A 14,794-nucleotide genomic window follows, 5' to 3' on the forward strand; every position below is an offset into this window, starting at 1 on the left:
GGCTTACCTGCTTTCTGCTGGAACGTCGGAAGGAGCCTGCTCGGTTTCGGCCTTGCCGAGGAGGTTTCCGTGATCCCCGTGCTCAGCGGCATACGCGGCATAGTCCCCATACTCACCAGCAAGCAACCGGGCCGTGAAGTCTGCATGTGCCCGGGTCATCTCGGCCTCACGGTCAGGCTTCACCCAGCCCTCGGGCACTTCGGGAGCCGAATCTCCAGCGCGGGCAGCCTTGACCCACGCCTTCGCAAATTCTGTTTCTTCGGGAGTCTGCCGGATACCGACGTTATAGGCATGTGCTGTATCCGCAACCTTGTGACCGTCCGGCGCAAAGAAGCTCTCCCACTCGTACATGCGAAGGGTGTCGAACTGCGAACGGTACATCGCGCAGAGCTGCTCCGCGCTTAGGCCAAGCATAATGGCAGCGAGAGCGTCGATTTCAACAAGAGCTCGCCTGCGCTCAAATTCTGTACGCAGCGGCGTGCCCACAGACCACGTCCGCTCAACAGCTCCAATCTGCTTCCCCCGATTCTCCGAGGAAGTCCACCGGTCCTTAAGCCACTTTGCATCGAATAGTCTTTCCCAAAGCGGTGAGTACTCGCGGATCAGACAGTTGAGCCGAAGCGCTCGGAGCAAGAGCGGCACAGACAACGGATGTGAGTGCGGCGCAGGGAATAGACTGACAAGGTCATCTGACAGATTTCTCTTGCCCACCACCTTGACGAAATAGTCAAATACGATACTTGCCCATAGACCGGAGGCAGCGACCGTACCCCTTTCGGAGCTTAGTGCCATCGTGCACGTGCCGTCTGTGTGCGTAGGCCCCGGAGGAATAATTGCTGCATTCAGCGTTCTCTCTGTGGCAGGGTCCACCATCCGCCGCCACGCCAGACGGAAGAATTCCCTTGAGCTGCGGCCGTCCCAAGTTCCCGTATGCAACTCGAATACATCAGGCTCACAGTCCCGCACATAGTTCGTTCGCGGAATTACGGTTTCCGGGAGATCTTCAAGCGACCAAGGTGAATAATCCCCCTTGCTCTTACAGTTCTCGTTGGGCTGTCTGGCGAAGGGGGTCGCTACACCAAAATGCGGCCCTTGCAGAATAACTTCTTCCCATGATTCCGGAATATGAGTACGCCGCAGAACGGGGCCATCTTCCCGAACGGATGAGGTCCACCAGAATGTCTTACCAAGCCGCTCAGGGAAGAGTGAAAGCTGCCGGATAGCATCATTCTCATCGACAGTAAGGGGACGCAGCATGCGCGCATGGAGTGCCGGCACTCCACTATCCTCGATAAGATCGGCCCAAGACCTGAGCATGTCGAGAGTAACATGCACAGCCCTCTTGGAGTGAGCACGCAAGTCCCAGCCGCCAGATTCAAATCTCCGCCCTGGAACCTCCCCGCTTCCGTCATGCTCCAACGACTTCTCAGCCGTCGCTGGATGAAAGAGCCCAGACATGCTAATGAAGCCCACATCAGACGGAGCAGCATACACATAGATACCGTAATCCCGCGTATGCATGATCTCGAAGAGCTCCAACTCATTTCGGAACTGGAAATGCCTTCGCAATCTACGGTACGCCGCGGCGCGAAGCGAACCACCCTTCGGGTTCTTGAAATGAGTGTCTGGGTGAATCAACCCGGAAACCCCGCAAGGGTGCCCATTACGCCAGGCTTGTTCCATGAAGTTGAGGTATAGATTGTTTTGATACCCGGCAAGAATTGGATGCTCCACGGGGGAACCCAGATGGGCGTTCATGCCAGCCCACGAATTCAAGTCGGACAGGTACCTCTTGCGATCGTTTTCATTCCTCAAGATTCTCAAACGACGCTCAGAGAACACATCCATAGGAGCGCCGTCCAGGATAAACCACGGGTCGTACTCAGCAAGAGCAAGAGGGTCGTCCCACTTCGGCTGATGCCATGGTGGATTCCCAACCTGCAGGTCAAAGCCTCCACGTTCAAAGATATGGGCAAATTCCAGGCCCCAATGGAAAAACCCTTCGCGGCGGGCGATCGCATCTACCTCGCTGAGCCATGGGAAGCGAAGCGTCACTGTCAGCATGTCCGCACATTGGTTCATTGTGCGGTCCAGTTCGTCATCGATGGCGAGTTGCTCGAAGGCCCCGGTATCGCCGAAGAGCCCAAGCCTGTCTTCGAGCCCTGCTCTGTTGGAACCAGACTTGAGCGACTTGGCTTTCACTTTGGCGGGAGGCACACCAAGGACAGCCTCACAGAACTCCAGCCATTCCTCAAAGGTGGGCGGTTCAGGCGTGTTCGGTTGCCCCACGGGCCAGAACCAGAACGAACACCATGCGTCCATGACCAGCTTCAGCCGCCCACGCGGAGCGTCCGGCTGCTGGAGTGCCTGCTCGACCTGCTCGCGTGAGACGGCGCCCGATGACCGCGGCAGAGGTCGCTCCTCGTCGACTTCCCAGACGTCGATGTCCCGGCGGACCTCGGCCTCCGACACAACAAGTCGACGCTTGGTTAGCTCCCACAGTCTCTCGACGCGCGTCGAGAGAGCCAGCAACCGCTTTGTCTGCGTCACCGATGGAGGGGCCGCCACCTTCTTGCGCCACTCAGCAAGTTGGTCGCGCTCGTCCGGAACCAGTTCCCTTGCCTGCTTGGCTTCCGCGACCGCGCCCCAGCCTTTCGCTGGAAGGAGGAAGTGGTGGATCTCCTCGCCTACACGTAGGGCACCGTCCTCAACTCCCTCTCGGAGCGGCCGATCGGTCGGCACTGTGGTCAGCCATGCCTTCCGCTTCAGCACTTCCTTCTTGTACACCGCGCGTCGGGCGCCGATTAGGGAGTTGCCGCGTCGCAGGTGCAGGCCAAACCACGGAGCCTTTAGGCCCTCATGCATCGCGTTGAGCCACAGCGACACCTCAGCCAATTCGACGGCGGTCTGGTTGAGGTCCACGCCGTAGGAGTTGTGGAGAGCCAGGTACGCCTTGACCTTCTGCAGCTCCGCCTCGTACTGGTCCGGCGGCAGCTGCACCTCCTGGCCACGCTCGGCGGATAGCTCGGCCATGCGGCGCTTCAGGTACTCGGCCGCGAGCTGGTTGATGGCCTCGTTGAGGAAGGCCCCCGAGCCGAGGGCCGGCTCGCACACGGTCAGGTCGAGGATATCCCTGGCAGCGGTGGTCTCGCCGTCTTGGTCGAGGAGTTCGGCCAGGGCATGCTTGACCGTGCTGCGGGTGAGTACTTCGGGGGTGTAGTACGAGGCGGAACGCTGGCGCTCGCGGCCCGAGAGGCGATAGACGAACGAGCCCTTCTTGTGTTCGACACGCCTCCACGCACCCGTAATTGGGTCGCGGCGCTTAACAAATACCTCGTCGTCGTAGTTGTCGGCTTCGCTCTGGGGGACAACCCACGTGCCCGCCAGTGCGTCCGCGTCGGGTTTGACTACCTCGTACAGGTCCTCGGCCGCGAAGAAGCCGGTGTAGGACATGAGTCCCTCGTATACCGCGCCGAGCTGGTTGATGCCGAGCTGGGCATACGAGATGAAGCCCTTGCCGTTCTTGCCGCGACTGAGCATGAGCAGGTTCAGTACCTGCCACAGCACTTTGTTGCGCAGCCGGGTATCGACTTTCTCCCCGTCGATACGTACCGTGCCGATCAGTGGGGTGGCGTCGGCTTTGAACAGGTCACTGCGCAGCGACTCGAAGCGGATGCCGTCGGCGTCGAGCTTTTCGCGGTCGTCCTGCTCGCGGTCCTCCAGGGCTCGGTGACCTTGGTCGACGAGGCGGAACAGCAGGTCCAGTGACTCGTAGAAGTGGTACCTGTCGCGAGATTCCTCGGGCAAGTCGTAAGAGACCAACTCACCCAGGCGGCCGAGACCGTAACCATCCTGATATGCGTCGTCTTTGCTGGGCAGGATGCCCAGTTCCGGGCGGGCCTCGGCATACAGGAGGAACAGGATTCGGTAAAGGTAGCGCAGTGACTCGCGGGTGAGTCGGGTTGCCAGTTCGGCGCTGTCGCCGAGTTCGCCTGGGTCAGCAGGGTGATCGTGGATCTGATCCAAAATTTCCTGGGCAATCAGCTCGACGGACTGGCGCAGGCCCTCTCGCAATGCCTTGGATACCCCGACCGCGTGCTTGCGGCCGTTGTCGACCAAGTTGTCAAGGATTCCTGCCACGCCCCCTTCCGTCAGCAGGGACTCGGCGCCGAACAGGGCGGAGACGGCTTCCAGTTCCCCACCGTCGCCAGTCAGGTTGCGGTCGAGCGCGGCGTCGATGCTGACGCCGAGGAACCGGCCCTCGTGCCATGCGGTGCGGTCGGCGAGCAGCACGGCACCGCCAGCGAGGAGCAGTACGAACCGCGGCGTGTAGGCGTCGTCACAGCCGAAGAGGAAGGTGACGGCGTCCGCCGCGCTGGTGATCCGGTGTTTGCCGACCAGCGCGATAGGGGTGAGGAGTTCGGATCCGTCGTCCTGTACGTCGGAGACGACAAGGTCGGCATTGGTGTTCCATGTGACGTCCAGGGCAACGAGTTCAACGCCACCAGGTCCCTTCACGGCGAGGGCGACCGGCACTTCGCGGACCTTATCGGCGTGCATGACCTCGAATACGCCGCGCTGGATCCTGATACGGGTGTCGTCGTCGCGCTGGGGCTGCTCGCCATCGGGGCGAGTGTAGGCGAGGGCGGCGAGCAGGGCGTCGTTGAGCCTGCGCAGGTCGGAGCCGTCGAAGTCGCCCTTCTCGGTGATGCGGACCTTGGCCTTGAAGTATTCGCGGCCCAGGTTCCTCATACCTGCGCGTGAGGTGGGTTGTCCTGCCCGGTCAGCCGCCGTCCAGCGCTTGCGCAGGTCGACGAGGTCCTTGGAGAAGACCTCGGCAAGATAGTGGGCGGAGATGTACTCATTGCGGTTGACGATCGCTTCGAATGCCACGACAGTCACGCGCCCTTCTTCTCGCCGATGCCGGTGGCCGGGACGAGGACCCCGATCACCCGGACCATGGCCTCGCCCTGCGTGGCCAGCTCCATGAGCAGTTGCTCGACCTCTATGGCGGTGTTCTCCACGCGCTGTTCTGCGTCCTCGCGCCGGACTCCCAGGGTGAGCTGTTCAAAGGCCGTTTCGCTCGCCTTGCGCCAGGTCTGCAGGCGCTTTTCGTACTCCACTAGCCTCTCGATGAGGGGTTCTTCCTGGATGGCGCGCAGCTTGTCCAGGTGCCGGCGGGTGGCCGCGACCGCGTCCGGCACCAGATCGCGCAGAGCACCGAGGTCCCCGGTGAAGGGCCGGTTGAGCATGCCCGGCTCCACTCCGGCTCGGTTCAGCACCTTGACCAGGTCGTCGTCGAATTCGGGGGCTCCGTACTCCAGCCTGCTCACGCACGACCAGGCAAGGACCGTCGGGTGGCCCTTGGCGTTGGAGTACATGCCCTGCATTAGAAACTTGGGACCGTCGACATCTGCAGTGATGACCGGTGCGGTGTTCCGGGTGAGCCGAACCAGGACCTTGTCGGTGAGCCACTCCACCAGCGGATGCTGGTCGGTCACGTAGCTGACGTCAGGCCACCCAGATGTCTCGCGCCGCGTCTGCTTGTTGATCGCGCCCTTGGGTCGTTCACCGCTCAGTTCCCGGGCACGATCCAGACGCTGCTGGGCGAACGCCGGGTCGAAGGTGACCCGCAGTTCGTCAAGCACTCCACGTTCGTCCAGATAGGTCTGCGGGAGGACGAGGAGCCTCCGCTGCAGTTCACGATCGGGGGCGAACGAGAGCATCTCAGGATGGTCCTCGCCCCACTGCTTGCCGATCTTCGCCTGGGGATTGTTGTCGTACACCTCGTCCAGTGCCTCCTCCACGAAGGCACGGGTCGAGGCGAACAGCTGGGGGACGCGGTAGTGCTCTCCCGATCCGTCGACCGTGTGGTGGGCCATGAAGAGGTTGAAGGGATCGACGGGCTGTGCTGGGACGATCGCGTCGAACGCCTTCCCGTCCGCGAGCCCCGTCTTGATCGCGATCTCCTCTGCGTCCTCGTCACGCAGGCCGAGGATGGAGGCGGCCTCGCCCAGGGTGCGGTGGACCTCGTCCTCGCGCTCCAGCAGGCGGCGGGAGACGAGCCGGTCAGCAGATGGGACATCCGGGTCCTCATCCTGGCGGACCAGCAGCAGGGCACGGATTTCCGGGGACGTCTGCTGTCCGTAGCGGTCGATACGACCGTTGCGCTGCTCAATCGTGATCAGCGACCAGGGCAAGTCGTAGTGGATCATCTGGTGGCACTGGCGATGCAGGTTGACACCCTCGGAGGCGATGTCACCCGTGAGTAGGACCCGCAGCTCGCTGTCAGCCAGGCTGAACTCCTTGACAGTGCGCTGCTGTTCGTCATCGGGCAACCCACCGTGAAGCTGCCGGATCGCGCCGAGCCGATTGTCCGAGCTTGCCTCGAAGCCCAGCGCACCGGGCAGAGCCTCGTGGAGCATCTTCAAGGTCTTCCGGCGCTCGGAGAAGATGACGACACGCGTGTCGGCACCTGGTCCGACACACATGGCCTTCAGCTCTTGGACCAGGCGGCGGAACTTGGCGGCCTCCTGCACGGTCGCCTCAACAGCCAGCTCGCCGAGCCGTACGAGTGCCGCCCGCTCAGGGGCACGCCTCTTCTTGTTCTCCGGGTGCTCCGCAGCGTCCTTATCGATGGCCTTGATCCGGTTGTCCACGGTCTCGGCCAAGGCCTCATGCGAGGACAGGAATGCTTTCAGAAGCGTGTATGGGAACAGACGGGCGCCCTTGCCGCTCACCGGAGCCGACCGTCCCTCCCCAGGGCTGATCCAGACGTCGTACAGCTCCTCGAAGATCCTCTGCTCGGCATCGCTGGCGGGGCAGTCGAAGGCCACGGGCTTCTTGCGGGTGGCCCACCTGTGGCCGATCTCCGCGGACACATCCGGGGACATCTTGTGCCGCCGGACGTATAGGTGGTCGAGCTGGGTCTCGTCGTAGTCGCTGGTGTCGGGGATGGCGGTCGGGTCCAGCAGGCTCAGCAGCTCGCCGAACGACTCCCGTTCACCGTTGTGCGGCGTGGCACTGGCCAGGATCAAGGCGTCGGTCCGCGGGGCGAGCAGCCCCGCGAGCCGGTTGTTCTTCGTACCCTTGTTGATCAGCTTGTGGGACTCGTCGATCACGACGGCATCCCAGTTGACCTGCATGAGGTGGCTGCGCCAGCGATCCGATCGCAGGGTATCGATGGAGATGATCGCGCGCTTGTAGTACGAGAAAGGGTTCCGGCCGGCCGGGATGTTCCGTCGGATTCGTTCGATGCCGCTCGAGTCCAGACGTACGAGAGGGATAGCGAAGCGCGTCCAGAGCTCGTGTTGGAACTGCTCCAGGATGGCTTTGGGCGTCACCACGAGGATGCGCTCGCCCCGGCCCCGCCGGATGAGCTCCGACAGCAGCAGGCCGACCTCGAGTGTCTTGCCCAAGCCGACCGCGTCGGCGATGAGCAGCCTCGGCCGCAAGCCGCGCAATGCCGCCCGGGCAGGCTCCCGCTGATAGGCGAGGTCATCGACGAGATGAGTGCCGACGGTAGCGAGCCGCTGCTCGGACAACGGCAGCGGGGTCTTACGGATCAGGGCATCGATGAACAGACGGGAGCGCCGGCACTCAGGAGAGGTGTCGACGACGAGGTCGGTGTCCTCCGGGCGGAGGGGCGTGACCTTGTCCAGCGACGGGTGAGCGAAGAAGACGGCCCGCTGATCGCGCACGAGCGGAGAGATCCCGCGGACATCCAACCGCGTACCGTCCTGCGCCGTATCGGACGCCTCGACGACCAGCCAGTCCTCGTCCCGCGCGCGGACCTGCATGCCCGCGGCGAACTTGGCGGTGCCTGCGTCACTGGTCACCAGGCTCTCTCCTTTACTCACTGCTGAACTGCCTCATCGTGCTCATGTGCGGGTCGACGGCGTCACCCGCCGAAGTCGGACCGGCGGTCGCGGATCTTCCCGCGCCAGCGGTCAGCCCACGGTTCTCCCCCGCCGCTGGATGCCCCCGCAACAGCCGGTTCCGGGGACGGCACGGGAGCTTCTGGCCCCTCCACAACCGCCTCGGGATCCGGCTCCACCACCGGCGGTGGCGAAGGAGGCGCCCCCTTTGCCACCTGCAACACATCCGTGAGGAACGCGTCGGGCAGCGGCGGATCCATGTCCCCATTTACCGGCACTGCCTGCTCCAGGAGCCGGTCCATCGCCGCCTCCAGCACGGTGTGGGCCGTGGGCCGGTCCTCAGGAGAGTAGGCGAGGCCACTGACAACGAGATCCCGCAGACTCTCGGGTAAGCCCGAAAGGTCCGGTTGGACGTTCTGCAGGGTCCGTTGCGCCGCCATGTGAGCGTAAAAGGGAGGATGCCCCGTGGCCGCGTGCACCAGAGTCGCGGCCAGGCTGAATACGTCCGCGGCCTCGCTCGCCTTCCGCGAGTCCATGGCCTGCTCCGGAGCCATGTACGCGAGTGTGCCGAGCGCCGAGTCGCCAGAGGTGAGCCCGGTCGCGCCGCCGACATGGCTGACCCCGAAATCGATCACGCGGGTACCCTGCTGGGTGACCAGCACATTGCTCGGTTTCAGATCACGATGCAGCAGCCGGACGGAGTGGATGTGGATGAGGGCCTCGGAGAGGCTCGCGGCCAGCCACCATGCACCGAGCTCACTCACCGGCCCGTGCTGGTTCAGCAACATTTCGAGCGACGGCGCGTGGATGTACTCCGTCGCGATCCACGGTTGCTCGGCAGCTGGATCAGCGGCCACGAGCGCGGCGGTGTGGAATCCCCCGACACGCCGGATCGCCTCCAGCTCCTGAGCGAAGCGTTGGCGGAAGTATGGATCGTCGGCCAACGCCGACTTCACGACCTTGATCGCCACCGGCCGGGGACTCCGGTAACCGAGGTAGACGACGCCCATCGCTCCCTGGCCGAGCCGCCCCGCCAAGCGGAAGCCAGCGATCTCACGGGGGTCACTGTCTCTCAGCGGCTCGAACACCATCGCCCCCCCGTTCCGCGTCCGGGCGTGCTGAGGCGGGACGCACGGGACGCGAACTACACACGTCAACAAAGGGGAGATTATCAGTGGTGCGGGCTGGTGTTCGTTCCTTGTCGGACGATGAGCAGTTCTATTGCCCAGGGGCTCGCGCAGCATCGCGTCACCGCGAGGCCACAGTTGTCCGCCCTCCTGTAGCGTCCTCAGGCACAAGACTGGGATGCTTGCATGTAGAAGCGTGTAGAAGAAGGACACAACAGGACTGGAGGGCGTAGGCCGTGGCGTACTCAACCCGCATGGCTGCCGCTCTTTCCGGAGCCACAGTCGGGCAACTGCGCACGTGGCGGCAAGACCGTGGAAACGGGCCAATCCTCCGCCCTGAACTGGCCACCAAGCCAGCCCTGTACTCGTTCCGTGACGTGCTCGCGCTACGAGCGTTCGCAATCCTCCGCCAGGACGTGTCGCTCCAGAAGATCCGCAAAGCCCTGGCCACGCTGAAGGGGTTCGGAGAAATCGAGCACCTGTCGAGCTATTCCCTGGTGGCCGACGGCGACTCGATCGTCCTCGTAGGCGACGACCACGCCACCGACCTCGTCAAGCACCCAGGGCAGCGGGTTATCGCCACCATGGCCGACATCCTCCAGGAGTTCGCACCTCGCGCCGGCGTCGTGGTTCCCCACCTTCTGCGACCCAAGCACCACGTCACTGTTGACCCTGACACACAAGGTGGGCAGCCGGTCATCACCGGCACCCGTGTCCCCTTCGACGCCGTCGCAGAACTGGTGGAGGACGGCATCCCTCCCGAGAAGATCGCCGATTACTACCCTGGCGTGACAGCGGACGCTGCCCGTGACGCGGTCTCGTTTGCCCTCTACGTTGACAGCTACAGCCCGGGACCGCGCGCTGCCTGATGCGAATCCTCATCGACGAAAACGTCCCGGTGCAGATGTTGGAAGTGCTCAGATGGCTACTGCCTGAGCACGAGGTGCGTCACGTCAGTGAGATCAAGTGGGCTGGAAAGAAGGATCTCGCGCTTCTCCCTGACGCAGCGAGGAAGGGCTTCGAGGCCTTCCTTACCAAGGACGGACGCCAGCTGGAGGATCCGTCGGAGACTGCCGCCATCAAGAAGTCCAGCATGCACCACATCCGGTTCAGTCAGGGACAGAAAGGCATGGTGGGGCTTGGCCTGGCGATGGGCGCCGTGATCGCAGCGATACCCCTGGTTGTTCGTGAACTCGACACAGCAGATGGCCAGCAACTGGTCCACATCAAGGGTCTGAACCCAGGGGGCAAGCACCGCTTCGACCTTGTGAATCCATCCAAGTCCCCGCCGCGCTATTGGCCGCGCTAGATCTACCTCACGAGACCCATCCCCAGCATCAGGCGCGGTCACGAACATCGCCGCGGCTCCAGTCCCCCTGTGCGCACCAGCGCCCCAACTCTGCGGCGCGCTCGAACATCAATTGCGGCCATGATGGCTGGCCTCATGAGCCACGCTCCCGGCTCACCCATCAGTGAGGCTGCCCCGTACGACGGTGGTGCGTCCGGTGACTGCTTGATCCTCTGTCTGACGGTGCTGTCGGCCCTTGGACTGTGACCATGTGGAGGCCCTGGAGGAGAAAAGCGGGTCTTCAGAACCTGCGCCGCGCCGATGGAGACGCTGCCCTGGGGCTTTATTCTACCGAGACTATGTCCTGCTTGTTCATTTTTGACCTAGGTTGGACTGTGAGGCAGGGAGGTAGACATGGGTTGGAAAGCAGGCTCGCTGCCAGGCTCACTGCACACAAAGAAGGAGCCCGAGGGTTGGGAAACAGGGTCATTGCCCGCGAAGAAGAAGCCGAGGCAGGGGCCCATCAACAAGGTCAAGGCGGAAGTGGCAGCGGAAGCCGCACAGCATGCCATCGACGCAGGCCGTCACGTACTCGTCTATAAGTTCATCGAGGCAGACCAGAGCCGCTCGTCTACCGGCCCCATGACCGGCATGAATGACCAGATCGAGGCGATCGAAGCTCTCGGCTGGACGCTCGACAAGATGTCTGCCACCCAGAGCGAGGTACTGACCGGATCGATCGCAGGGTTCACCAAGTACGCAGGTCATCCCATGAATGAGCGCATCGCGCTGGTCTGTATCTTCCGCAGGTCGTAGTCACGAACCTCGCTTATCGGCCGGATCCCCCTCCAACTGCCAGAAATCGCGGCAGAGAGCCACCATCATCCTGCACTTGTCGATGAGATCGAGAGCGTCCTCGGGCAGCGCGGTCCTCGCAATAGTCCCGGATGTCGGCGAAGATCTTCGCCAACGCCGGATCGAGTTCCTCTGCGAGGGCGAGTCCTTGGTCTTCGTTGGCCCTGGAAAATCGCTTCTTCGCGCAGAGGACGCTGCGCTCAGTCCCGAAGGTACGGCCGATGCCAGTGCCGTTCGCTGAGGACCTTGGTCCACTCGGCAGCGAGCCGCTCCCGCTTGTCGTCGGGAAGCTCGTCCAGTGTGGGGCGGAGTCCCTCGATGATCTTTGCGACCTCCTGCGTGTCGCGCCGGACGGGCAGACCGAGGTGATGGGCGATAGTGCGGAGAGTCATCGTGATCAGCTTCTTCGGGGGCTGTAATTCCAGTGTGCGCCCCGCGCCCCGCGCTCCGGGCGTCTAGCCGAGGGCACGTCTGATGCGGCGAAGGCGATCTCGACGGGCCCTGGCCAGCCTCGACTTGCCAAGACCGTGCGGGGCAGAGGGCGCCCGATGGTGACCCACAGCGGCAAGCCCGTACGTGTACCTGGGAATGGTGCGCGCGGACGTGGCCGGATGGCTGAGGGCATGCGGGCTCCAGCCGAGGCTGTTGGGCAGAGCCGGGTTGTGTGAGACCGCCGAGCGTAGTGTTGATTGTGCACTGAAAATAGAGGTGCCTGCCTCGCTCGTCGAGGAGGGGCTCATGATGACTGGCACGCCGAATCCCCTGCCCTCACAGTGGGGACCGCGCCCACCTGATCAGGGTCCGCCAGGTGCAAGTACTGTTCTTGATCTGGATCATCACTGGCGTAATCGCAGCTAACGACGACGATCCCTCCTGTGAGGGGCTAACGGGTGATGCGCTGGAACTGTGCCGGGATGCGGGAGACGTCGGGACCGCGATCGGTGTGGGACTGGTCATCGGCTTGTGGGCAGCCGTGGACATCATCCTTGGGGTCACCTACGGCATCTACATTCTCAGCCGCAGGCGGCAACCGTGAGTCCAAGGGTTTTTGCCGGCCACCCGGCCGCCCTCCATCACTTGATGATGATGTTGAACTGGGCGGTGCCGTCGTCCTCGAACTGCAGCGTCCCAGGAGTATTGGGGACCCCCAGTACTTCCGTCGCATTGATGTGCTCGCCGGGACGCGGGTCGGGCGTGCTGGTGAACGGGTCGTACGGGATGAGCTTGGGGTCCTCGGGGCCGACCACGAAGACAGGGCTGTCGGCTTCCCCGTTTGCGCCGGACCAGCGCGGGTTGCTTAGCCAGTAGGTGTCCCACTCGGTCGTGCCGGTCGTGCTGAGGTTCTTGACCCGCATGGAGTAGACCACGTACTGCTGTCCGGCGTCCGCCTTGTCGTCGCCGATTGCAGTGGTGTTGTCGACAGCGAGGAGTGTGATCTCAGCAGGGCCGTCCTCGGTCGTGACAGAGATGGTCTGTCCCTTCTTCAATTCACGCGGCGTCTGCGGTGACGGCGATTGTGGTGACGCCTCCTGTCGCGTACTGGCTGGTGTGCTCGTGGGCGACGTTTGAGGCGAGATCTCGCTGGCGCTGTCGCTGTCTCCGCAGGCTGCGACACCCCCGAAGACGAGGGCCGCCACGACTGCGATGCTCGCGGACTTGTGCATGATGACGATCTTCTTCGCAGGTCGCCCCCCTGCTCCTTGCCTCCATCATGCGTCTGGCCTGTGCTGGCTGCGCCCCATACGCTGGTCATGACGGGGGCGGCGGCTGTTCATCAGCAGCTCGTCAATCCAGGATATTTCAACCGTCACGCTCGGCCGTCACCTGCGTCTATGCAGGCCATGCACAGCGCTCAGCAGTCCATACTGCGCGACTACCTCGACTGAGCGAGGTCGTACGACACGGAAGGCCCGGTTCCCCGAGGGGGCCGGGCCTTCGTGATGCCGCCTCGCCGCGGGTGCGGGGTTCCGCGGGGTGGATCACTCTGGGTGTCCCACCGACACCACGGAGTGAGGAGTGCGTATGCGTCGTCGTCTGGCACGAGCTCTGGTCCTGCCGCTGGTCCTGGCAGCCGCGGTACCGGCCCTGGCAATGGGTTCCAGTGCCCCTGTGGCCGCCGACAGTGTGGTCATAGGTGGCTTTCCCGTCGAGGCGTCCCAGAGCCCGTGGACGGTGGCCCTGTCCAGTCGTGACCGGTTCGGGGGTACGCGTGCCGGGCAGTTCTGCGGAGGCGTGGCGGTCGGTCGCTCGACCGTGCTGACCGCGGCCCACTGCCTGGACGAGGACGTCCTGGGAGGGCCGCCCGAGCGGGTACGTGACCTCAAGGTCATAGCCGGACGCACAGACCTGCTCTCGGGCAGCGGCGGCCAAGAGGTCGCCGTGCGCCGCACGTGGGTGAACCCGGCCTACGACGGTGTCAGCAATGCCGGGGACTTCGCCGTGCTCACCCTGGCCGAACCCCTTCAGGGCGACCCGGTCATCGGCATGGCAGCCGAGGGTGATCCGGCGTACACGGCGGGTGAGACGGCCACGGTGTACGGATGGGGCGACACCTCGGGTGCCGGTGAGTACCCCGACAGCCTGCGGGCGGCGCGGGTGCGGGTGCTCCCCGACGCGCTGTGCGAGGAGGCGTACCCGGGCGGCTCGGAAGGCACCTACGACCCCAGGAGCATGCTGTGTGCCGGGGAGGCCGAGGGGGGTCGCGACGCCTGTCAGGGGGACAGCGGAGGGCCGCTGGTGGCCCAGGGGCGCCTGATCGGGCTCGTTTCCTGGGGGATCGGCTGCGGTCGGGCCGGCAACCCCGGGGTCTACATGCGGGTGTCCGACATCATGCGCACACTCGGCTGGGCGCCGGCCTCGGGGGGTGCGTGAGGCCCGGCGAAGCCTTGGGCGGTGCATGAGGCGCGGTAAGGCGGCGGACGGCGCGTGAAGCCCCGCCTGCAGCTGCAGGCGGTGCGTGGGGCCCTATGGAGGCACGGATGCGGCCCTCGGGCGGTGCGTGGGGCCCGATGGAGGCACGGATGCGGCCCTCCGGTGGTGCGTGGGGCTCGATGGAGCGGCGGATGCGGCCCTCGGGTGGTGCGGGGGGCTCGATGGAGCCGCGGATGCGGCCCTCCGGTGGTGCTTGAGGCCGGCGGAGCCACGGGTACGCGTCTCGGGCGGTGCACGAGGCGTCCTGCGTAGCCCTGAAACGGCCCGGGCGCCTGACCCGCCTGGAAAGACGAGGACGGGCGGCTGCCCCTGGTCACCAGGGGCAGCCGCCCGTTCACCGGCCTGTGCCGGGCTGGCTCGTCGTCGGACGCGAGGTCTCAGCGCTCTTCGTCGGAGGCGTTCGCGGGAGCGGACGTGAGCCGCTCCGTCTCGTCCTGTATCTCAGCGGCGATCTTCTTGAGTTCCGGCTCGAACTTGCGGCCGTGGTGGGCGCAGAAGAGCAGTTCTCCGCCGCTGAGCAGGACGACGCGCAGGTACGCCTGGGCGCCGCAGCGGTCGCAGCGATCAGCGGCCGTCAGCGGGCTCGCGGGGGTCAGAACAGTAGTCACGTCGCCTCTTCTCTAGCTCGACGAGCTGTCGTACCAGGGTCAACATCCAACCAGCCCGAAAACGTTCCCGCTCGTGGCTTTTCCTCGAAAGAATCTTGCGAGGCGGCT

The 14,794-nt window shown here is 64.2% G+C and carries 11 protein-coding genes; 5 read left to right on the forward strand and 6 right to left on the reverse strand.

Features of this window, described 5'->3' with window-relative positions; translation table 11 throughout:
• Positions 1-3 precede the first annotated feature (3 nt).
• The 3 genes from IGS69_RS26265 to IGS69_RS26275 form a co-directional block, all read right to left on the reverse strand.
• Entirely contained in the window at positions 4-4,902 is a 4,899-nt protein-coding gene (locus IGS69_RS26265) for an Eco57I restriction-modification methylase domain-containing protein (RefSeq protein WP_232543646.1), read from the reverse strand.
• A complete protein-coding gene (locus IGS69_RS26270) occupies positions 4,899-7,838 on the reverse strand; it encodes a DEAD/DEAH box helicase (RefSeq protein WP_190902947.1) in 2,940 nt (979 codons plus the stop codon). Before IGS69_RS26270 ends, IGS69_RS26265 begins: the two co-directional genes overlap by 4 nt.
• A gap of 62 nt (positions 7,839-7,900) precedes the next feature.
• Entirely contained in the window at positions 7,901-8,968 is a 1,068-nt protein-coding gene (locus IGS69_RS26275) for a serine/threonine-protein kinase (protein WP_232543647.1), read from the reverse strand.
• Between the two features lie 290 nt (positions 8,969-9,258).
• Between IGS69_RS26275 and IGS69_RS26280 the strand changes: the two genes are divergently transcribed.
• The 3 genes from IGS69_RS26280 to IGS69_RS26290 all read left to right on the forward strand — a co-directional run bounded on the left by IGS69_RS26280 (position 9,259) and on the right by IGS69_RS26290 (position 11,108).
• Complete coding sequence (locus IGS69_RS26280; protein ID WP_190902948.1) at positions 9,259-9,873, forward strand: DUF433 domain-containing protein; 615 nt, start codon at positions 9,259-9,261, stop codon at positions 9,871-9,873.
• Complete coding sequence (locus tag IGS69_RS26285; protein WP_190902949.1) at positions 9,873-10,313, forward strand: PIN-like domain-containing protein; 441 nt, start codon at positions 9,873-9,875, stop codon at positions 10,311-10,313. The genes IGS69_RS26280 and IGS69_RS26285 overlap by 1 nt, the downstream gene beginning before the upstream one ends.
• A 393-nt stretch (positions 10,314-10,706) precedes the next feature.
• Positions 10,707-11,108, forward strand: coding sequence for a hypothetical protein (locus tag IGS69_RS26290; RefSeq protein WP_190902950.1), 402 nt, complete (start codon positions 10,707-10,709; stop codon positions 11,106-11,108).
• 239 nt (positions 11,109-11,347) lie between these two features.
• On the opposite strand, the gene IGS69_RS26295 is transcribed toward IGS69_RS26290, so the two are convergent.
• Positions 11,348-11,539: a hypothetical protein gene (locus IGS69_RS26295; RefSeq protein ID WP_190902951.1), complete on the reverse strand. Its 192-nt coding sequence runs from the start codon at positions 11,537-11,539 to the stop codon at positions 11,348-11,350.
• 416 nt (positions 11,540-11,955) lie between these two features.
• Here IGS69_RS26295 and IGS69_RS26300 point away from each other — a divergent pair, with 416 nt between their 5' ends.
• Positions 11,956-12,183: a hypothetical protein gene (locus tag IGS69_RS26300; protein ID WP_190902952.1), complete on the forward strand. Its 228-nt coding sequence runs from the start codon at positions 11,956-11,958 to the stop codon at positions 12,181-12,183.
• Positions 12,184-12,220: 37 nt separating this feature from the next.
• Here IGS69_RS26300 and IGS69_RS26305 read toward each other — a convergent pair whose 3' ends face one another.
• Complete coding sequence (locus IGS69_RS26305; RefSeq protein ID WP_190902953.1) at positions 12,221-12,811, reverse strand: hypothetical protein; 591 nt, start codon at positions 12,809-12,811, stop codon at positions 12,221-12,223.
• Positions 12,812-13,169: 358 nt separating this feature from the next.
• Here IGS69_RS26305 and IGS69_RS26310 point away from each other — a divergent pair, with 358 nt between their 5' ends.
• Positions 13,170-14,018, forward strand: coding sequence for a serine protease (locus IGS69_RS26310; RefSeq protein WP_190902954.1), 849 nt, complete (start codon positions 13,170-13,172; stop codon positions 14,016-14,018).
• A gap of 437 nt (positions 14,019-14,455) precedes the next feature.
• Here the strand turns inward: IGS69_RS26310 and IGS69_RS26315 are convergent, their stop codons facing one another.
• Entirely contained in the window at positions 14,456-14,686 is a 231-nt protein-coding gene (locus tag IGS69_RS26315) for a DUF7455 domain-containing protein (RefSeq protein WP_190902955.1), read from the reverse strand.
• Positions 14,687-14,794 lie beyond the last annotated feature (108 nt).

Origin of the sequence: Streptomyces tuirus, assembly GCF_014701095.1 — a bacterium.
Classification (GTDB): Bacteria; Actinomycetota; Actinomycetes; order Streptomycetales; family Streptomycetaceae; genus Streptomyces; species Streptomyces tuirus.